The organism is Streptomyces sp. NPDC047130 (genome assembly GCF_040643475.1).
In the GTDB taxonomy this organism is placed as follows: Bacteria; Actinomycetota; Actinomycetes; order Streptomycetales; family Streptomycetaceae; genus Streptomyces.
On the sequence record NZ_JBEYUK010000003.1, the window covers coordinates 199,232 to 217,150 of the forward strand.

The window sequence follows — 17,919 nt, forward strand, 5'->3', positions numbered from 1 at the left end:
GAAGTCAGCCTGAACGGAACAGGAAGGAATTCCCGCGATGCAGAAGATCCGGCGCTACCTCGTAGGGTTGTGCGCCCTGGTGTCCCTGTTGTCCACCACACTGGCGCTGGCACCGGCGGCACAGGCCCGGTCCGGCTCCCTCGTGGACATCGTGTGCGAGGGGAACGAGACGAGCACCTACTCGCCCCCGCTGACGAACACCCCGCAGACCACCAGCGTGCAGTCCACGGAGAACTACACCTGCTCCTCCCTGCTGACCGGGGTCAGCAGCGGCACGAGCAGCGTGACCATATCCGGCACCTACAGCTGCGTCCTCTCGCTGCAGCCCTTCACCGCTACGTCCACGTACCACTGGAACACCGGGCAGACCAGCACCGCCGAGTACAGCGTCACCCTGGCGCGGGCCGCTGACGGCACCACCACGGTGACCGCTCTCGGGACGGTGACCGCCGGCCTCGGACAGGGGGCTGCCTTCACCAACGTCATCGTCAAGCCCGCCCTCGATCTCACGGCCTGCTCGGGCAACGGGCTCTCGCAGCTCACCGGCCCGGCCGTCCTCACCATGCTGCTCTGACCCGTCCGCCCACCACCGCACGTGGCACTGACGTGCGCGCGACTCCCTGGGGCCCGGCCTCGGAGCCGCGCGGACGTACGTGGTCAGGTCGGCGCACCACCTGCTGCGCCGGCAGCCGGCAGCGGCACGACCGGCAGTCGGCCGAGGCCGTTGAGGATGAAGGTGGGCAACCGTTCCGGCACCGCGTCCGGGTCGGCCAGGGAGAGTCGGGGCAGGTGGGAGAAGAGAACCTCCAGTGCGGTCTCGGCCTCCGTACGCGCGAGGTGCGCCCCGAGGCAGAAGTGCGGGCCGAAGCCGAAGGCGAGGTGGCCCTTGTCGGCCCGCAGCGGGTCGAAGCGGTCGGCCTCCTCCGGGTGCCGCTGCGGATCACGCCCTGCGGCGGCGAAGCCGAAGAGCACCGGCTCTCCCTGCCGGACGACGACGCCTTCGCCGAGATCCACGTCCGCCACCGCGTAGCGCAGCGGCAGGTACATGATGGGCCCCTCGTGCCGCAGTGTCTCCTCCACGATGTCCGGCCAGCCGACCTTCCCCGAACGGAGTTCCGACAGGTGTGCCGGTTCGCTCAGCACCGCGTGCACCGCGCTGGTGATCAGGTGCACCGTGGTCTCGAAGCCGGCACCGATCATCAGGAACAACGTCCCCTTGAGCGTCTCCTCCGTCAGGACCTGCTCCCCCTCGGCCGGTATCAGCAGATCGCTGGTCAGGTCGGGACCGGGATGAGCGCGCTTGTACGCCACCAGTTCGTCCAGGCGGGCCGCGATGTCGGCCTGTACCGCTCGGCTCTCCTCCGGGCCGAGGCTGGTGTTCGCGGCCCCGTCGATCGCCGTGCCCAGGGACTGCCGTTGGGCGTCCGGCACTCCGAACAGGTCGCATATCACCGTCATCGTCAGCGGCAGCGCGAAGGCGCCCCGCAGGTCGACGACGGTTCCGGGCCGCGATGCCGCGAGGCGTCGGGCGAGCTGTTCCGCCGTCCGCCTGATCAGGGGACGCATGGCTGCCACCCGGCGGGGCGAGAAGGACGGCGCCACCCTGCCGCGCAGGGTGCGATGCTCGGAGCCGTAGGCGTTGAAGAAGTTCTGCTGGAACGTCACCGCCGCCAGCGGCCATCCGTCCGGCACGTCGAGGCGTCCCGGCCAGTGCCTGACGGGGTCACGGGAGATGCGTGCGTCGGCGGCGAGTCGTTTGATCACTTCGTGGCGGGTCACCGCCCAGGCGATGACGCCCCCCGGCAGCGTGACCCGGACCGCTGGGCCGGAGGACCGCAGCTGTGACGCCTGCGCGTGCAACGAGAGACCGGAGGTGTCGAGAGCGGGGCAGCCCTGGTCGGGCGGTGAGGTCATGCGTACTCCTCGGACGGGATCCGATCCGATCGGGGAGCCGCCGTACCGCCGCGCGCGGAGGAGGAAGTGCACCCGTCCGGGCGAGGTGGGCGACACGACGAGTCGTTCCCCCGTCGCGGGGCACGGAAACGGCGGGACCGTGCGGCGGACGGAGAACCGCCCCACCCTGTCCTCGGCCGCACGCGGGCGACGCCGGAGGTCAGGCTTGGGTGAAGGCCGGCACGACGTCGTGCCGGGTCATCTCGTGGGCGTCGGCCGTCACTCCCGCGCCGGCCAGGACCGCGTGGTCCCTTGCCGGCCGGGCCCTGGCGAACTCGGCCCGCTCCAGCACGACCAGGCCCGCGCCCTCGGACATCACCAACCCTCCACGCTGCCGGTCGAAGGACCGGGAGGCCCGGCGGGAGCACGGGCCGCGGCGGGTGCGCGGCGCCCGGCCCGACCGTTCGGCGCGCGGGCTACGGCATGCGCTCCGTGGTGGAGGCGAAGCCGAGCCAGGTGTGGCGGTTGTTCCACCAGCACCAGCCGACCTTGGGCGCGTCGCGCCGCTCGCGGCCGTCACGGCCGGTGCCGTTGCTGATCCAGATGGCGGGGGTGCGGGCGTCGAAGGCGCCGTCCGGCTTGCGCAGGCGCGAGGCGATGGTCATGAAGCAGTGGTTGCGCTCGAGGGCGGCGGGCTGCTGGAGGATCCAGTGGATGCCCTCGGTGAGGACCAGCGGGCTGCGGCCGTCCTGGACGAGGGCGGGGAGCGCTTCCTCCGGGCTCCGGTTGGCCATGTGGTCGCCGCGGTCGGGGCGGGCGAGGAGGTAGAGCGGGCCGGCGGGCAGGTCGACCCCCTGCGGCGTGAACCGGTCGACGTCCGCCATGTCGACGACGACGAAGCCGGGCTTGCCCTTCCGCCGGAGCAGCGGCGCGAGGGCGGATGCGGGGGCCCGGTCGGGGTGCACCGCGAGCAGTACGTCGTCCCGGTCGCCGGCGCGTTCGGCGAAGGCGCGGAGCGCGGTGGCGGACAGCCCGGCGATGTCGTGGACGCCGAGTCCGATCAGCCGCTCCGCCTGGGCGGCGAGGGTCGGCAACGGGGTCGAGGAGAGGGCGTGGGCGTCGCCGGCGGCGGTGTCGGCGGAAGGCTGCTGGGGCAGCGGCAAGGTGATCCCTCGTTCGCGTCGGAGTGGGGTGCGGGTCAGAAGTCGAGGACGGGCATGAACGGCAGCGGACGGTCGTGCCGGTCACACACGGTCGCCGGCGGCCGGCCCGGGCGCGGAGAACACGGGAGCGCGGGCCGGTGGTCGGTCGGGCTACCGGTCGAGCTACCGGCCGAGGCGGCGGAAGCGTGCGACAGCCGGCGGGAAGAACCCGGCGACGAGCACGGCGGGCCAGGCGACGGCGAGGAGTCCCGCACGGCCGTGGTCCTGCCTGCGCCGTTCGGGCCGAGGATCCCCTGGACCGTACCGGCCCGGACGGTGAGATCGAGGCCGTCGGGAGCCCGCTTGTCGCCGTACCTCTTCCGCAGTCCCTCGACGGTGACCGCCGCGTCGTCGTGGGGCAACACGCCCTCCCTCCAAGGTGGTCAAGTTTGACTACTTGGCCAAAGGTAGGCCGTCCGGACCGATTAGTCAAACTTGATTACAGGCCGGGAGGGAGAAGCCGCCCCCCTCCCCGCCCCCACTAGTCAAACTTGGCCAGCCGCTACACTGGTCAGCGCTGTTCCGAAGGGAGACTCCCATGTCAGCGATCCGACTGCTCGTTCTCGGCGCGGTCCGCCAGCACGGGCGGGCGCACGGCTACCAGGTGCGCAACGACCTGGAGTTCTGGGGCGCCCACGAGTGGTCCAACGCCAAGCCCGGTTCGATCTACCACGCCCTGAAGCAGATGGCCAAGGACGGCCTCCTCGTCGCCCACGAACTCGCCGCCAGCACGGCCGGGGGCCCGCCCCGCGTCGAGTACGAGATCACCGACCGCGGCACCGAGGAGTACTTCTCCCTCCTCCGCCAGGCCCTGACGTCGTACGACCAGAAGACGGACGTCCTGTCCGCCGGCATCGGCTTCATCGTGGACCTTCCCCGGGACGAGGCCGTCGCCCTCCTGGAGGAGCGGATCAAGGGGCTCGAGCGGTGGAGGGAATCGGTCACCGAGTACTACACGCCGGAGCAGGGCCCCGAACAGCTCGGCCACATCGGCGAGATCATGCACATGTGGCTGCACTCGTCCGACAGCGAGGCGACCTGGACGCGCGGCCTGATCTCGCGGATCAAGGGCGGCGCGTACACCTTCGCGGGAGAGGGCGAGCCCTTCGTCGGCGTCCTCGCGGACGGCGAACCGAATCCGTACGCCACCGGCCCCCACCCGGAGGACCCCGCCGGCTAGAACCCGCCCGGCGGACCACGCGCCGGAACCGGTACAGGCCGACGTCGACCGGAGCGGCTGCGGCCGGATCCAGTCCGGCGGGAAGGTGGGGCGTCGGCGAGTGTCGGCTCGGCCGCTGGGTGCGGGCGCGCCGAGGGTGCTCATCGGGGGCGAGGGCGATCACGCGCGGGCAGCCGCTCGACGACCAGGTCGTAGGAGCCCTCGACCACGTCGGTGATCAGCCGTTCGGTGATGCCGTGTCCCGGCCCGAGCGTGATCCAGTTGCGTTTGTCGAGGTAGCGGCCCGGTGTGATCGTGGCATGGGCGCGCATGTGGGCGCGGGCTTCTTCGGGTTCGCATTTCACCGTGACGATCTGTTCGTCCGGGTCGTCGGTGACGATGAGGAACACCTTGCCCGCGACCTTGTACACGTCGAGCCGGGGGGTGAAGGGGCGGGAGCGGCTGACACCGGGCAGGGCGAGGGCCGTCCTGCGGGCGGTGTCCTGGAGCCGGTCGCCGGCCGCACTCACCGGGATGCCCCCGTGCCGCCGCTGCAGGTGTGCGGGTCCACGGGCTGCTCGGCCTTGGGCAGGTGGTCGACGACGAGCCGGTAGGACTCCGTGACGAGCTCCCGGACCAGCTTCTTGTCGATGCCCGCCCCGTCCTCCAGCGTGATCCAGTGCTTCTTGTTCATGTGGTAGCCGGGGGTGATGTGGCTGTTGCCCTCCCGCAGGGCCAGGGCCTCGCCCGGGTCCGACTTGAGGATCACGACGGGACGCCCGGGGACCTCGGTCATCAGCAGGAACACCTTGCCGCGCACCTTGAAGATCTCCCAGTCCTCCCCGAAGGGATGATCCAGCTCGGCTCCGGGAAGCCCCTGCGCGCAGTCGGCGGCGGTCTTGTGCAGAGTCATGGTCCTCCTCCTTGAAGCGGCTAAGTGGCGAAGTGGCGGCGAACTGCGTCGCGGTGCAGACCGCCATGTGCGCGCCCCACGACCGCGGCGGCGCACTCCGTCCCGTCCACCGGCCGGGCCCAGCGTTCCACCCGGCTGCCCCGGGCCACCGGCGGACGATGCCACGACGATCATTCGCCACTCCTTCGGTGGCGGTCTCGGCCGGAGCACGCGTCGTCCGTCCACCCCGCCGGCCCGGCCGGACGGAGCGCGGCCCGCGGAGCGGGCGAGGAGGGCGGCCTGTACACGGTCGGTGACGTCCAGGGCCGCGATGACCGTGGCACGGATGGCCGAACGATTGCCCCGTCCGGCCCCGCGTCCTGCGCTCGGACGCCTCAGCCGATGCCCAGAGGCGGACATATGCATACCTTCGGCTCATGAGACATCTGATGAAACGCCCGCCCGGGCGTTCCGTATTCGCCTCGCCCGTGGCCCTGCTGGTCGCTGCGGGCGCCGCCTGTTCGGGCACCCTCACCGCGGTGGCCCTGACCGGTCAGCCGGCGGGGGTCGCGGCACGCGTACCGATCGTCATCGGCAACCCCGTGGAGGGGAGCAACGGCTTCGGCGTCGTCACCGAGGAGGAGGCGACGCTGGGCAGCACCGAGGCCGAGGGGCCGGTCGCCGTCGGCGGGGACCTGACCTTCGGCTCCGGCTACAACGTCGCCCTGAACACCGCGGGCAGCTTCACCGCCCCGGGGGACGCGCGGCCGACCGCTCTCCTCGTCGGCGGGAGGGTCGATTTCGCGGGCAGCAGTCCGACGGGTGTCCTCCGGGTCCTGGACGGCGGCTACGTCAAGATCGGCGACGAGACCGGCAGCACGGCGCTGAACCAGGACGCCAACGGCGCCGACGTCAACACCCAGGTGGTGGCCGAGGGAAGCGGCTACGACTCCACGCCGCGCATCGAACTCACCGTCCAGCAGCCGGTCGGCTCGGTCTTCCAGTCCGGGCTGATGGACTTCACCTCGCTGTTCTCCGTCTACCGCGACCGCGCCGACCGGATGGCCGAATGCGCCACCGACGTGACACTGCTCGACGGCGAGGGCAACCCGCTCGACCCGGAGGACATCACGCCGGGTACCGACGTGCAGGTCTCGCTGACCAGCGGCCGGACCAATGTGCTGCGCCTGACCGGCGAGCAGTTGAACGACATCGCCGAGATCACCTTCCTCGACCGGCCGACCGCCGACACGCCGCTGCTCGTCAACGTCGACACCACGGCCACGGCGGGGGTCTTCACCTGGGACACCCCCACACCGGCGGGCATCTCCAACGCCGAGGCGCCCTACATCCTGTGGAACTTCGCGGACGCGACGAGCATCACCATCGCGACCGGGGACTCCGTGGAGGGCACGATCTTCGCTCCGCGCGCCGATCTCGTCGACCTCGACCCGTCGAACATCGAGGGCGACGTCATCGTGAAGTCCCTGGTGGCGGGTCCGCTGTCCGGGCCCTCGGGCGAGGCGGTGAACGCGGGCGAGATCCACTACCACCCGTTCGCCGCCGAGTTGCAGTGCGATTCCGACTCCGGCCCCTCCCCCAGCCCCTCGGACTCCGGGTCGCCCTCCCCGTCCCCCAGCCCCTCGGACTCCGGCTCCCCCTCGCCGTCCCCCAGCCCCTCGGGCACCGGATCACCTCCGCCGTCCCCCAGCCCGTCCGGTTCCGGGTCTCCCACTCCGGAGCCCAGTGGCTCGCACCCGACGCGGCCGCCGAAGCCGAAGCCGCCGCACCCCGAGCCGGGGTACGGCTACGGCTACGGGAGCGAGTGACACGCAACCCGGCCGACCGGCACGAGCGGTACAGCAACGCAGCAACGCACCACAGCGGCACAGCGAGCGGTTCCGGGCGGCAGCCGCCCGGAACCCGTTCACCGGGTGCTTCGCGCGCTCCACACCGTGCCGCGGGCCTCGTACTCGAGCATCTCCTCCAGCCCGACCGCGGCGTCCGCCCCGAGCTCACGCCGCGCCAGCCACAGGGCGAGGTCCAGTCCGGAGGTGACCCCGCCCGCGGTGACCAGGTCGCCGTCGTCGACCACGCGGGCGTTCTTCAGCACGCCGCCCTGCCGTTCCAGGTCGGCCCGCGCCCGGTGATGGGTGGTGCAGGGGCGCCCCGAGGTCAGCCCGGCGGCGGCGAGCAGCATCACGCCCGTGCACAGCGCGGCGACGGTCAGGCCCGGACGGGTCGCGGCGGCGAGGGCCCGCGGCAGTGCGCCGCGCCGGATCTCGGCCCACACACCGGGGTCCTCGCGGCGCCGGTACCCGCCGCCGGGGACGACGAGGAGGTCCGCCCGCTCGGGCGCCCACCCGTGGTCGACGCGCAGCCGGGTGCCGTAGGCCGCCCTGACGGCACGCGGGCCGTCCAGCGTCACGTAGCGGGTCTCCACCTCCCGGTCGGCGAAGTGACCGGAGGCGGAGAAGACCTCGTACGGGGCGGCGAAGTCGAGTTCCTCCACGCCGTCGAACATGACCACGTGGACGCGCAGGGGCCCGCCGGGCCCGTCGGGTCCGGGGCCGTCGGAGGCGGCGGCCCGGGTGGCGGCGCCGGCCGTCAGGGTGGCGGCGCCGAGCGCGGTGGTGGCGTGCAGGAGGGTCCGGCGGTTCATCTCGGTGGGTACTCGCTTCCTCGGTCGGTCATGGGCGCGGGGATCGGTTCGTCGGCCAGGTAGGGAGGCGCCGGGTCGTACTGGAGGGCACGGCGCACGGCGCGGGCGTGCTCACGACCGTGCAGGTGGCCGACGAGCCACAGGGCGCTGTCGATGCCGGCCGAGACGCCTTGGCCGGTGAGCAGGTGGCCGTCGACGACATAGCGGGCGTCGCGCACGACGGTGACGTCACCGCGCAGCTCGAGCGCGTCCTCGTACTGCCGGTGGGTGGCCACCCGGCGGGACCGGGCCGGGCCGGCGGCGTGGAGCAGGAAGGCCCCGGTGCAGACGCCGACCACCCAGGTGGCGCGCTCGGCGGTACCGGCGAGCCAGCCGGTGACCCGCTCGTTGCGGGTCTGCTCCTCCCGGGCGCCGCGACCGCCCGGTACGAGGACGACGTCCAGCGGCGGATGTCCGTCGAGCGTGTGGTCCGGCAGGACCCGCATGCCCTGGGAGCACCGGACGGGGCCGGAGTGCTCGGCGACGAGCACGACGTCGTCCGCGCCGTCCCGCAGTCCGGAGGAGGTGGCGAACACCTCCCACGGTCCGGCGAAGTCGAGTTCCTGCACCGAGTCGAACAGCAGGATGCCGTACCTGGTCATGCTCAGTTGCCCCAGCGTCCGGCGTCGGCCATGGTCTCCATGCGGGTCCTGTGCGGCGGCAGCGACCGCTCCCGCAGCAGTTCGGCGGCGAGGGTGAAGGGCGGCGCCTTCTCCGGCCGGTTGCGCGCCTGTCCGGTGATCTCGTCGGTGAGGGTGGTGGCCATGGACAGCCGCGGGAGGGCGGCGTGGATCGCGGCGCCCACGGCGTCGTCCACGCAGTCGGTGTCCCAGCCGAAGTCCATGCCGGTCCCCTGGTGCACCAGGGCGCACAGGATGCCGCGTCGCTCGGCGATGCCCGGTGTCGTGTGCAGGGCGATGGCCTCCCACACGGCGTCGACCTCGGCGGCGGGCAGACCCTGCGCGGTGAGGAACTCGGCGGCCGTGTCGGCGCCGTCCACCTCGAACCGCTGGTGGCGGTCACCGGCCCGGGTCAGTCCGATGTCGTGCAGGACGCAGGCCAGGAACAGCAGCTCCGGGTCGTAGTCCCGCCCCGGCTCGGCGCCTTGGTGGTCGGCGCGCAGACGGGCGAACAGGGCGCTGCGGACGCTGTGGTTGGCGGTCGCGGTGGACTCCGTCTCACGTACCAGGGCCAGCGCGCGGCGCGCGAGCGGAGTGTCGGGGAGCGGTGGGACGCCGGCGATCATCTCGTCGTTCATGACATCGATGGTCGTTCGTGCCAACTGCCGCCGACAGTGGCAGAATTGACGTTGTGCGCGAGGAAACTGCCACCCCTGCCCGACCGCACCGCGTGGCCGTCCTGGTCCTGGACGACGTGCTGCCGCTGGACCTGGGCATCCCGGCCCAGGTGTTCATCGCGGTGCCCGGTGATCCCTACCGGCTGACCCTGTGCGGACGGACCTCTCGGCCGGTCACGACCGCCGCGGGCTTCGCGGTCACGGTGGCGGCCGGGCTGGAGGCCGTGCGCGAGGCGGACACCGTCATCGTGCCGGGGTACGCCCCGCACCGGCGGGAGCTGCCGCGCGCGGTGCTCGCCGCGCTCGCCGAGGCCCACGCGCGGGGCCGGCGGCTGGTCTCCATCTGCACCGGCGCCTTCGCGCTGGCGGAGGCCGGGGTGCTGGACGGCCTACGGGCCACCACCCACTGGAAGTACGCGGCGGAACTGGCCGCGCGGCATCCGAAGGTGTCGGTGGACCCGCGCGTGCTCTACGTGGACGAGGGCCAGGTGCTGACGTCGGCGGGCGTCGCCGCCGGCATCGATCTCTGCCTCCATCTGGTGCGACGTGACCTGGGCGCGCGGACGGCGAACGAGGTGGCGCGTTCCCTGGTCTCCGCGCCGCACCGCGACGGCGGGCAGGCGCAGTACATCGGACGGCCGTTGGCCCCCGAGGAACCCGGCGCCACCCTCGCGGCCACCCGGGCGTGGGCCCTGGAGCGTCTGCACGAACCGCTGACGGTCCCGCGGCTCGCCGCGCACGCGCACATGGCGCCGCGGACCTTTGCCCGACGGTTCGTCACCGAGACCGGCGCGACGCCCCTGCGGTGGCTGCTCGCCGCCCGGCTCGACCGTGCCCGGGAGCTGCTGGAGACCACCGGGCTCGCCGTCGACCACATCGCCGACCGGTGCGGCCTGGGCAGCCCCTCCAACCTGCGGCTGCACTTCCGCCGCGCCCTGGGGACGACACCCACCGCCTATCGCGCGACGTTCGCCGGGACGGCGCCGGGCGGGTTCAGCAGGACCAGCCGTTCATCACCCGGCCCCGGCGGCTGATGCCGCGTAGGCGCGTCCGTGGACCCACTCGCCGCCGGCCTGTTCGACCAGGAAGGGGTCTCCCCCGTCGGCCCGGGCGCGTCCCCGCCGGGCGGGGACGGCGGCTCGCGCCCCGGACACCCCCGGTGCATATTGGACGGAAAGTGAATGCATCGGACATCACGCTCCCTGTTCGCTGACGGCTACGCACCGGAGGACGGCCATGGCCACCCTGACCGTTTGGAAGTTCGACACCCCCCAGGCCGCGGAGGACGCCGAGGCCACGCTGCTGCGGCTGCAGAAGCAGCAACTGATCCAGGTGCAGGACGCCGCGGTCGTCACCTGGCCCGAGGACGCGAAGAAGCCGAAGACCAAGCAGCTGCACGACCTCATGGGCGTGGGCGCGCTCTCGGGCACCTTCTGGGGGATGCTCTTCGGGCTGATCTTCTTCGTGCCGCTGCTGGGCGCGGCGATCGGCGCCGCGGCCGGAGCCCTCGGCGGCCAGCTCTCCGACGTCGGCATCGACGACGACTTCATCGACTCGGTCAAGACCCAGGTCACGCCCGGCACCTCCGCCCTGTTCCTGCTCTCGGAGAACGCGGTGGTCGACCGGGTGAAGGAGGCGTTCCCCGCGGGGCACGCGGAGCTGATCCGCTCCAACCTGGCGGCCGAGCAGGAGGCGAAGCTGCGCGAGGTCTTCTCCGGCTGAGCGAAGGAGCGGCGGGCGGCTGCTGATCGCCGGCGCGCCGGGCGGTGCGCCCGGGCGGACCGGATCAGCCCCGAACGCAGTGCTTCGCCAGCTCGGCGAGGACGGCGGCCTCGCGCCTGTTCACGTCACCGTCCACCGCTGCCACGACCTCCGCCGCGTCGAGGACGTCGCTCAGGTCGCCGGGCTCGGCGTCGACGCGTCGCCACACCTCGGCGGGCTCGATGTCGACGAGCGCGGCCAGCTCGTCGTCGACCACCTGGTGGCGTTCCCGGACCACCCGCACCAGATGGCGCATCAGCAGCGTCTCGTCGTCGTGGATCTTCTGGTCGGAGGTGACGACGAGCCACGCGACCCACAGCATCAGCTGCGGGTGCGTGCTGCGGGCGCTCAGGCGCTCGGCCAGTTCGGCGATCCGCGCCTCGTTGCGGTAGACGGCCTGCGCGTGCCGTCCGGCCAGGAGGGTGGTGTATCGGTTCAGCAGGATCGCGAGGGGGACGCCGATGCCAGGGATGCCCAGCTTGATGATGTTGCGCTGCAGGAGGTGCCGGCCGATGACCGGGAGGCCCTTCGCCGCCTGCAGCGTCGCACCGGTGAAGATGCGCTTGACGAGGGGCCGCACCAGGGCCGGGACCGCCTTGCCGAGGCCGCCCCGGAGCAGTTCACCGCCCTTGATCATGAAGGCCACCCGGTAGAACTTCCACAGTTCCTCGGGGTCGGACAGGTCGATCGGTATGCGGTGCAGGACGGCGACGTCGTACGCCAGGCGGAGCTGGAGCCGGGTGACGTAGGTGAGGTCGATCATCATCGTGGTGACGGCGGCCGGGACGGTCGCGGGCGAGGCGCCGCCGAGGCTTCCGATGGTGGCGGCGACGGCCGCCGTGTACGCGCCGGCGGAGAGGCCGCCCTCGATGGCGGCGTACCGGGCCGCCATCTTGATCCGCTGCTCGACCACGGCGTCCACCGGGACTCCCGCGTAGCGGTCCTGGAAGTACTGCCAGTCGACCTTCGTGGTGTAGGCATTCATGGCGTAGGCGCTGAGTTTCACGAACCAGTTGCCCGACTTGATGTCGTCACCGCTCAGCCCCGCGACGAAGGTCCGCAGCTCGTCCCGCTCGTGCTCGACCGCCTCCCGGTCGCCGTCGTCGGCTTCTCCGGCGGCGTCCTCCGCCGCAGCGGCGTCGGGCTCGGCGGCGGCGTCGGGCTCGGCGGCGGCGTCGGGCTCGGCGCCTTCGGCGTCGAAGGAGTCGGTCGAAGTCCTGGTCATGGCAAGCCCCCCCGGGCTGTCGGTGCGGAGCGGGCCCCCGATTCCCCGGCGCTCCGCTGCGTCCTCGGCGCGGTGACTCCCCGGCCTGTGGACCTCGGCCGGTGGATGTCCCGCGGGCGGCAACCCTAGCGCGTCAGGTGGCGGCGGGCGCCCCGTGAGCGTCCGCCGGACCCCGCCGGCTGCCCGCGGCGCCGCTGCCGTCCCCTCTGCCGACCTGCTGACCTGCATGAAAGCGTCCGGACCGGGCAGACGGGTCGGCCTGGGGAACGGGAGGACGAGACCATGACGATGACGGAGCAGCCGGCCGGTTCGACGCGCGAGGACGACGCCGCCTGCCGCGCGCACGCCGAGTGCCACGGCAGACGGCCCGCCGCCGAGGAGCCGGAGTCACCGCGCGAGCGGGTCAACCGCCGCTGGAACGAGATCCTGCAGGAGACCCGGGTCACCCAGACCGGCGTCCAGATCCTCTTCGGGTTCCTGCTCAGCGTCGCCTTCACCCCCACGTTCCGCGAGTTGGAGACGCTGGACCGCGGCATCTACGTGGTCACCGTGGTGCTGGGCGCGGCGGCCACGGCGTCGCTCATCGCGCCCGTCGCCATCCACCGGTTCCTGTCCGGTCAGCGCATGAAGGGCGACGTGGTCGAGGCCGCGGGCCGGCTGATGGTGTGCGGCATGGTCCTGCTGGCCCTGACCATCGGCTGCACGCTCCTGCTGCTCCTGCGCTTCGTGCTCCCCGGCGTCCTCGCCGAGGTGCTGGTCGGGGCGGTCATGCTGTGGTTCGGCCTGTGCTGGTACGTCCTGCCGCTGCGTCTGCGCCGCCGCGCCGCCCGCCGCGCCCGCCGGTCCGGCGAGCACGACGGGGCCGACGCGTAGCGCCGGGCTCGGGCGGCGGAGCGGGGTTCCGCCCTCCCGCGCGGCGGGCGGAACTCACGCGACGTCACTGCGGCGGGGCGCCCAGCGGGTTCGCGGCCAGCGCGCGAGCGGTGCCGTACAGGTTGGCGGCCATCGCGCGGCCGGTGCTGTGGGCCCACTCGTGGCCGCGTTCGTCGTCGAGGTAGTCGGGTCCCGGGCCGGGCCCCAGGTGCCAGTAGGTCCACGACTGGCCCGGGACGGTGTAGCCGATGTCGCACAGGGCTCCGTTGATCTCGCTGATCACGTGGTGCGCGCCGTCCTCGTTGCCGGTGACGACGACCCCGGCGACGCGGTTGTAGGCGACGGGACGGCCGTCGTCGTCGGTCTCGGACAGCATGGCGTCCATGCGTTCCAGGACGCGTTGGGCGACGGAGGACGGCCGCCCGAGCCAGGTCGGGGAGGCGACGACGAGGATGCGCGCCTCCAGCAAACGGGCGTGCACGGACGGCCAGTCGTCGCCGTCGGCGACCGCCTCGCTGACCACGCCGGGGTGGATGTCGAGGTCGACGGCGCGGACGTACTCCACCTCGACGCCGCCGTGCCGCGCCAGCCAGTCACCGACCACCCGGGCCAGTGCTTCGGTGTTGGACGGGTCGGGGGACTTCTTGAGCGTGCAGTTGATCACCAGTGCCTTCATGGCACAGCCGTACCCCGCGACGGGCCGCCGTCCCCGCGGTGCACCCGCACGGGCGAAGGGCAGGACCGGGGTCAGGGCGTGAAGACCTTGCCCGGGTTGAGGATGCCCGCGGGGTCCCACACCCGCTTGATGCCGCGGTGCAGGTCCAGGACCGCGGGGCCGAGTTCGTCCGCCAGGCCGCGCATCTTCAGCAGGCCCACGCCGTGCTCGCCGGTGACGGTGCCGCCCAGCGCGAGCGCCTGGTCGACGACCTCCTCGAACACCTCGCGGCAGCGGGCGAGTTCCCGCTCGTCGCCGCGCGGCACCACCAGCATCGGGTGCAGGTTGCCGTCCCCGGCGTGCGCCAGGGTGGGGATGCGCACTCCGTGCCGTGCGGCGATGTCCTCCAGGCGGGCCAGCATCTCGGGCAGGAGGGTGCGGGGGACGCAGACGTCCTCGCTGAGCACCATGCCCAGGCGCTCCAGCGCGGGGTAGACCAGGCGCCGGGCGGTGAACAGGGCGTCCGCCTCGGCCTGGTCGCCGGACCGCGCGCTCCAGGTGGCGCCGGCCGACTCGAAGCAGGTCAGCACGGTGTCGGCCTCCTGGACGCCGGCCGCGCCGGGCGCGTCGCAGCGGGCCAGCAGCAGGACGTCGCCGCCGTCCGTGAGGCCCATGTTCTTCCACTCGTCGACGGCGCGCAGGGAGAAGCGGTCCACGAGCTCGAGGGCGCTGGGCACCACGCCGGACGCCACCACCCGGGCGACGGCCCGGCCGGCGCTCGGCAGGTCGGAGAAGTAGCCGACCACCGTGTGTTCCTGGGCGCGCTCGCCGCGCAGCCGCACCGTCACCTCGGTGACCAGGCCCAGCGTCCCCTCCGAGCCGACCAGCAGTCCGGCGAGTTCGAAGCCGGCCGAGCTCTTGGCGGTGCGCCGCCCCAGCCGGACCACGTCACCGAGCCCGGTGACGACCTCGAGTCCCAGCACGTAGTCCCGGGTGACGCCGTACTTCACGCAGCACAGGCCGCCCGCGTTGGTGGCGACGTTCCCGCCGATGGTGGACCACGGGGCGCTGGCCGGATCCGGCGGGTACCACAGGCCCTTGGCGGCGCACGCGGCGCGCAGGTCCGCGTTGACGACGCCGGGCTGCACCACGGCCAGCCGCTCGTCGGGGTCGATGCGCAGGACGCGGTCCATCGCCGCGAAGGACACCACCACGGCGCCGTCGACCGCGTTGGCGCCGCCGGACAGGCCGGTGCCGGCGCCGCGGGCCACCACCGGGACGCCGTGCCGAGCGCAGTGGGCCACCACGGCCGCCACCTCGGCGGTGTCGTGGGGCCGTACCACGGCCGCCGGAAGCCCGTAGGGCGCGCCGGCGGCCTCGTCGTGGGCGAAGGACGCCACTTCGGACGGGTCGGTGATCACCCGTCCGGCCGGGAGGAGGTCCGCGAGATCAGTCGGTGTCCAGGTCACCCGGGGGAGGTTGGCACCCGGTGCGGCGGCCGTTCAATTGGCCGTTGGTACAGGCCTGTTGCGCCTGTACCAAGGGCCAATTGCCCGCCCTTCGAGACCTCGGCCAGCCTTGCTCGACGTCGGATCAAGGCCGTGTCCACGGTCCTCAGGAGGGTGAGTCGATGACGGCAGTGCTGATGGGAATCGGAGGATTCCTCCCGCCCGGGACGGTGACGAACGACGACCTCTCCCGCACCCTCGACACCACGGACGAGTGGATCCGCACCAGGACGGGCATCCGGGAGCGGCGGTTCGTCTCCGGGGGTCTGTCGACGGGAAGCATGGCCGTCACGGCCGGCGAGCGGGCCCTGCGGTCGGCCGGGGTGACCGGGGTGGACGCCGTGGTGGTGGCGACCACGTCGCCCGAGCGGCTCTGCCCGGCGGTCGCGCCGGAGGTGGCGTCCCGGCTGGGTCTGGGGCCGCTGGCCGCCTTCGACCTGACCTCGGCGTGCAGCGGCTTCCTGTACGGGCTCGCCACCGCGTCCGGGCTGATCGCCGCCGGCACCGCCGACACCGTGCTGTTCATCGGGTCGGAGGCGTTCACCACGCTGGTGGACCCGGCGGACCGGTCCACGGCGCCGATCTTCGGCGACGGGGCGGGCGCGGTCGTCCTCCGCAGGGGCGAACCGGACGAGCCCGGCGCGCTGGGCCCGTTCGACCTCGGCAGTGACGGCGCGCTGGCCGACCTGCTGGCCATCCCGGCGGGCGGCTCCCGCCAGCGGTCCGCCGACGGCGGCCTGGGGCACGGCACGGTGCCGACGGGTGACTGGTACCTGCGCATGGAGGGCCGTCCCCTGTACACGCAGGCCGTCGAGCGGATGACGCAGTCGGCGCAGGCGGCGCTCAAGCGCGCCGACTGGTCCGCCGGGGACGTCGACTGGTTCGTCGGGCACCAGGCCAACATCCGCATCGTGAACGCGGTCGCGGAGGAGCTGGAGCTCCCCGGCGAGCGGGTCGCGGTGAACATCGACCGGGTCGGCAACACCCTGGCCGCGTCCGTGCCCCTGCTGCTCAACGACTACGCGGCCCGCGGCGACCTGAAGGCGGGTCAGCGGGTGCTGCTCTCCGCCTTCGGAGCCGGCCTGTCCTGGGGCTCGACCACGCTCGTGTGGCCGGAGCTCCGCGCGGAGCCCGTCACCTGACGGCTCCGCCCCCGCTCCCCCGTTCCCCCCACTCCCCCACCCCCCCACCTGCCCTCATCACCTCGCACATCCCCACGACTCCCCTGGAGGAGACATCATGAGTTCCGTCCACGACTCCGTCGTCGAGGTCTTCGTCACCCGTTTCGACCTGGACGCCGAGACGGTGGTGCCCGAGGCCACCTTCGACGACCTCGGTCTCGACTCCCTCTCGCAGCTCGAACTGGCCACCGCCCTGAAGAAGCGCCTGGGCGTCGTGATCAGCGACGAGGAGCTGTCCGAGGTCTCCACCGTCTCCGACATCGTCGCCCTGGTCGAGGAGAAGGGCGCGTCGGTCCGATGACCGGCTTCGCGGCCGCCGTCACCGGCATCGGGCTGGTGACGCCCGCCGGTGTCGGCGTCAAGGAGAGCTGGGACCGCGTGGTCGAGGGCCGGCCCACGGCGGCGCACCACGCCGACCTGGAGGGCCTGCCCGTGACCATGGCGTGCCGGGTGCCCGACTTCGTGCCGGCCTCCCTCGGGCGCACCTCCTGGCAGTGGGACCGCTACGCCCAGTTCGCCGTCGCCGCCACGCGGGAGGCGCTGGACCAGGCCGGGCTGGTGCCGGGCGAGTGGGCGGACAGCTCGCGGGTGGCGGTGATCCTGGGCTCCGGCGCCGGCGGCACCGCGACGCTGGAGGCCCAGCACCGCGTGCTGCTGGAGGAGGGGCCGGAGGAGATCTCCGCGATGACCCTCCCGATGGGCCTGCTCAACATGGCGGCCGGCCAGGTGGCGATCGACATCGGCGCGAACGGGCCCTGCTCGGCCCCCTGCACGGCGTGCGCCGCCGGGGCCAGCGCGATCGGCCTGGGCCGTGAGCTGCTCCGGTCGGGGGTGGCCGACATCGTCGTGGCCGGTGGCGCGGAGGCGCCGATCACGCCGCTGTACCTGTCCTCGTTCGCGAGGATGCGGGCGCTGTCACGGCGGTTCGACGACCCGCGGACGGCGTCGCGTCCCTTCGACGCGCACCGGGACGGGTTCGTGCTCGGCGAGGGCGCCGGCGTCTTCGTCCTGGAGACCGAGGAGCACGCCCGGGCCCGGGGCGTACGGCCGGTGGCCCGCGTCATCGGGTACGGCGCGTCCGCGGACGCGCACCACGTGACGTCCCCGCACCCGGAGGGCAAGGGCGCGGAGCTGGCGGTCCGCGCGGCGCTCGCCGACGCGGGGCTGACCGGCCGGGACATCGGGTACGTCAACGCGCACGGCACCTCGACGCCGCTCAACGACGTCGCCGAGGCGGGGGTGATCCGCCGCGTGGCCGGCACGGACGTGCCGGTGAGCTCCACCAAGGGCGTCACCGGTCACCCGCTGGGCGCGGCCGGTTCCATCGAGGCGGCGTTCGCGGCGCTCACGGTGCAGCACGGGGTGATCCCGCCGTCGGCGAGCACCGCCGAGATCGATCCGCGGGTGGAGGTGGACGTCGTGCACGGCGCGGCACGCCACGCCCGCGTCGAGGTGGCCCTGAGCAACTCCTTCGGCTTCGGCGGCCAGAACGCGGCCCTGCTGATCGCCTCCGCCTGATCCCGCCCCCGGCGGCGCCCCCTCACGGCGGGTTCCCTCCGCCGGCCCCCACCA

General features: G+C 73.1%; 19 protein-coding genes and 2 pseudogenes. 9 read left to right on the forward strand and 12 right to left on the reverse strand.

Features of this window, described 5'->3' with window-relative positions; genetic code table 11:
• Window positions 1-37: 37 nt before the first annotated feature.
• Window positions 38-574 carry a hypothetical protein gene (locus ABZ836_RS06020; RefSeq protein WP_356127648.1) on the forward strand — a complete coding sequence of 179 codons (537 nt, stop codon included), beginning with the start codon at window positions 38-40 and terminating at the stop codon, window positions 572-574.
• An 83-nt stretch (window positions 575-657) separates the two neighbouring features.
• Here the strand turns inward: ABZ836_RS06020 and ABZ836_RS06025 are convergent, their stop codons facing one another.
• From ABZ836_RS06025 to ABZ836_RS06040, 4 genes and pseudogenes are all read right to left on the reverse strand, one after another.
• The gene (locus tag ABZ836_RS06025; protein ID WP_361139755.1) at window positions 658-1,914 is read right to left on the reverse strand and encodes a cytochrome P450; all 1,257 of its coding nucleotides are present in this window, start codon (window positions 1,912-1,914) and stop codon (window positions 658-660) included.
• 235 nt (window positions 1,915-2,149) lie between these two features.
• Window positions 2,150-2,308: pseudogene (locus ABZ836_RS06030) on the reverse strand (beta-ketoacyl-ACP synthase); the annotation flags it as partial.
• Window positions 2,309-2,369: 61 nt separating this feature from the next.
• The gene (locus tag ABZ836_RS06035) at window positions 2,370-3,050 is read right to left on the reverse strand and encodes a DUF5701 family protein (protein ID WP_361140274.1); all 681 of its coding nucleotides are present in this window, start codon (window positions 3,048-3,050) and stop codon (window positions 2,370-2,372) included.
• Between the two features lie 254 nt (window positions 3,051-3,304).
• Window positions 3,305-3,457, reverse strand: a pseudogene (locus ABZ836_RS06040) (daunorubicin/doxorubicin resistance ABC transporter ATP-binding protein DrrA); the annotation flags it as partial.
• 176 nt (window positions 3,458-3,633) lie between these two features.
• Here ABZ836_RS06040 and ABZ836_RS06045 point away from each other — a divergent pair.
• Complete coding sequence (locus tag ABZ836_RS06045; protein WP_356127654.1) at window positions 3,634-4,275, forward strand: PadR family transcriptional regulator; 642 nt, start codon at window positions 3,634-3,636, stop codon at window positions 4,273-4,275.
• Window positions 4,276-4,415: 140 nt separating this feature from the next.
• Here the strand turns inward: ABZ836_RS06045 and ABZ836_RS06050 are convergent, their stop codons facing one another.
• Complete coding sequence (locus tag ABZ836_RS06050; RefSeq protein ID WP_361139759.1) at window positions 4,416-4,784, reverse strand: MmcQ/YjbR family DNA-binding protein; 369 nt, start codon at window positions 4,782-4,784, stop codon at window positions 4,416-4,418.
• Complete coding sequence (locus ABZ836_RS06055; protein ID WP_361139763.1) at window positions 4,781-5,167, reverse strand: MmcQ/YjbR family DNA-binding protein; 387 nt, start codon at window positions 5,165-5,167, stop codon at window positions 4,781-4,783. Before ABZ836_RS06055 ends, ABZ836_RS06050 begins: the two co-directional genes overlap by 4 nt.
• Before the next feature lie 416 nt (window positions 5,168-5,583).
• Between ABZ836_RS06055 and ABZ836_RS06060 the strand changes: the two genes are divergently transcribed.
• Window positions 5,584-6,975, forward strand: coding sequence for a choice-of-anchor A family protein (locus ABZ836_RS06060; protein ID WP_361139766.1), 1,392 nt, complete (start codon window positions 5,584-5,586; stop codon window positions 6,973-6,975).
• A gap of 98 nt (window positions 6,976-7,073) precedes the next feature.
• Here the strand turns inward: ABZ836_RS06060 and ABZ836_RS06065 are convergent, their stop codons facing one another.
• The 3 genes from ABZ836_RS06065 to ABZ836_RS06075 are packed head-to-tail and all read right to left on the reverse strand — an operon-like array spanning window position 7,074 to window position 9,105.
• Window positions 7,074-7,808: a DJ-1/PfpI family protein gene (locus ABZ836_RS06065; RefSeq protein WP_361139769.1), complete on the reverse strand. Its 735-nt coding sequence runs from the start codon at window positions 7,806-7,808 to the stop codon at window positions 7,074-7,076.
• Entirely contained in the window at window positions 7,805-8,449 is a 645-nt protein-coding gene (locus ABZ836_RS06070; protein ID WP_361139772.1) for a DJ-1/PfpI family protein, read from the reverse strand. The genes ABZ836_RS06065 and ABZ836_RS06070 overlap by 4 nt, the downstream gene beginning before the upstream one ends.
• A gap of 2 nt (window positions 8,450-8,451) precedes the next feature.
• A complete protein-coding gene (locus ABZ836_RS06075) occupies window positions 8,452-9,105 on the reverse strand; it encodes an HD domain-containing protein (protein ID WP_361139775.1) in 654 nt (217 codons plus the stop codon).
• A gap of 53 nt (window positions 9,106-9,158) precedes the next feature.
• On the opposite strand from ABZ836_RS06075, the gene ABZ836_RS06080 reads away from it, so the two are divergent.
• On the forward strand, window positions 9,159-10,178 hold the full coding sequence (locus tag ABZ836_RS06080) for a helix-turn-helix domain-containing protein (RefSeq protein ID WP_361139778.1): 1,020 nt from the start codon (window positions 9,159-9,161) through the stop codon (window positions 10,176-10,178).
• A gap of 202 nt (window positions 10,179-10,380) precedes the next feature.
• Complete coding sequence (locus ABZ836_RS06085) at window positions 10,381-10,866, forward strand: DUF1269 domain-containing protein (RefSeq protein WP_356127679.1); 486 nt, start codon at window positions 10,381-10,383, stop codon at window positions 10,864-10,866.
• Window positions 10,867-10,930: 64 nt separating this feature from the next.
• Here the strand turns inward: ABZ836_RS06085 and ABZ836_RS06090 are convergent, their stop codons facing one another.
• Complete coding sequence (locus ABZ836_RS06090) at window positions 10,931-12,130, reverse strand: hypothetical protein (RefSeq protein WP_361139782.1); 1,200 nt, start codon at window positions 12,128-12,130, stop codon at window positions 10,931-10,933.
• A 282-nt stretch (window positions 12,131-12,412) separates the two neighbouring features.
• Between ABZ836_RS06090 and ABZ836_RS06095 the strand changes: the two genes are divergently transcribed.
• Complete coding sequence (locus ABZ836_RS06095) at window positions 12,413-13,003, forward strand: DUF6328 family protein (RefSeq protein ID WP_356127684.1); 591 nt, start codon at window positions 12,413-12,415, stop codon at window positions 13,001-13,003.
• A gap of 64 nt (window positions 13,004-13,067) precedes the next feature.
• On the opposite strand, the gene ABZ836_RS06100 is transcribed toward ABZ836_RS06095, so the two are convergent.
• On the reverse strand, window positions 13,068-13,679 hold the full coding sequence (locus ABZ836_RS06100) for a flavodoxin family protein (RefSeq protein ID WP_361139786.1): 612 nt from the start codon (window positions 13,677-13,679) through the stop codon (window positions 13,068-13,070).
• A gap of 71 nt (window positions 13,680-13,750) precedes the next feature.
• Window positions 13,751-15,127, reverse strand: a complete 1,377-nt coding sequence (locus tag ABZ836_RS06105; protein ID WP_361139789.1) for an FAD-linked oxidase C-terminal domain-containing protein — start codon at window positions 15,125-15,127, stop codon at window positions 13,751-13,753.
• 161 nt (window positions 15,128-15,288) lie between these two features.
• Here ABZ836_RS06105 and ABZ836_RS06110 point away from each other — a divergent pair, with 161 nt between their 5' ends.
• From ABZ836_RS06110 to ABZ836_RS06120, 3 genes are all read left to right on the forward strand, one after another.
• Window positions 15,289-16,308 (forward strand): beta-ketoacyl-ACP synthase III, encoded by a 1,020-nt coding sequence (locus ABZ836_RS06110; protein WP_356127693.1) that lies wholly within the window; start codon window positions 15,289-15,291, stop codon window positions 16,306-16,308.
• Between the two features lie 97 nt (window positions 16,309-16,405).
• Window positions 16,406-16,648, forward strand: a complete 243-nt coding sequence (locus ABZ836_RS06115; protein WP_356127696.1) for an acyl carrier protein — start codon at window positions 16,406-16,408, stop codon at window positions 16,646-16,648.
• A complete protein-coding gene (locus ABZ836_RS06120) occupies window positions 16,645-17,865 on the forward strand; it encodes a beta-ketoacyl-[acyl-carrier-protein] synthase family protein (RefSeq protein WP_356127699.1) in 1,221 nt (406 codons plus the stop codon). Before ABZ836_RS06115 ends, ABZ836_RS06120 begins: the two co-directional genes overlap by 4 nt.
• Window positions 17,866-17,919 lie beyond the last annotated feature (54 nt).

What these genes read in the sequence shown, in the direction of transcription:
- ABZ836_RS06020 (WP_356127648.1), top strand. Translation starts at nt 38, where the DNA reads ATGCAGAAGATCCGGCGCTACCTCGTAGGGTTGTGCGCCCTGGTGTCC.
- ABZ836_RS06025 (WP_361139755.1), bottom strand. Translation starts at nt 1,914, where the DNA reads ATGACCTCACCGCCCGACCAGGGCTGCCCCGCTCTCGACACCTCCGGT.
- ABZ836_RS06045 (WP_356127654.1), top strand. Translation starts at nt 3,634, where the DNA reads ATGTCAGCGATCCGACTGCTCGTTCTCGGCGCGGTCCGCCAGCACGGG.
- ABZ836_RS06055 (WP_361139763.1), bottom strand. Translation starts at nt 5,167, where the DNA reads ATGACTCTGCACAAGACCGCCGCCGACTGCGCGCAGGGGCTTCCCGGA.
- ABZ836_RS06060 (WP_361139766.1), top strand. Translation starts at nt 5,584, where the DNA reads ATGAGACATCTGATGAAACGCCCGCCCGGGCGTTCCGTATTCGCCTCG.
- ABZ836_RS06065 (WP_361139769.1), bottom strand. Translation starts at nt 7,808, where the DNA reads ATGAACCGCCGGACCCTCCTGCACGCCACCACCGCGCTCGGCGCCGCC.
- ABZ836_RS06070 (WP_361139772.1), bottom strand. Translation starts at nt 8,449, where the DNA reads ATGACCAGGTACGGCATCCTGCTGTTCGACTCGGTGCAGGAACTCGAC.
- ABZ836_RS06075 (WP_361139775.1), bottom strand. Translation starts at nt 9,105, where the DNA reads ATGAACGACGAGATGATCGCCGGCGTCCCACCGCTCCCCGACACTCCG.
- ABZ836_RS06085 (WP_356127679.1), top strand. Translation starts at nt 10,381, where the DNA reads ATGGCCACCCTGACCGTTTGGAAGTTCGACACCCCCCAGGCCGCGGAG.
- ABZ836_RS06090 (WP_361139782.1), bottom strand. Translation starts at nt 12,130, where the DNA reads ATGACCAGGACTTCGACCGACTCCTTCGACGCCGAAGGCGCCGAGCCC.
- ABZ836_RS06095 (WP_356127684.1), top strand. Translation starts at nt 12,413, where the DNA reads ATGACGATGACGGAGCAGCCGGCCGGTTCGACGCGCGAGGACGACGCC.
- ABZ836_RS06100 (WP_361139786.1), bottom strand. Translation starts at nt 13,679, where the DNA reads ATGAAGGCACTGGTGATCAACTGCACGCTCAAGAAGTCCCCCGACCCG.
- ABZ836_RS06110 (WP_356127693.1), top strand. Translation starts at nt 15,289, where the DNA reads ATGACGGCAGTGCTGATGGGAATCGGAGGATTCCTCCCGCCCGGGACG.
- ABZ836_RS06115 (WP_356127696.1), top strand. Translation starts at nt 16,406, where the DNA reads ATGAGTTCCGTCCACGACTCCGTCGTCGAGGTCTTCGTCACCCGTTTC.
- ABZ836_RS06120 (WP_356127699.1), top strand. Translation starts at nt 16,645, where the DNA reads ATGACCGGCTTCGCGGCCGCCGTCACCGGCATCGGGCTGGTGACGCCC.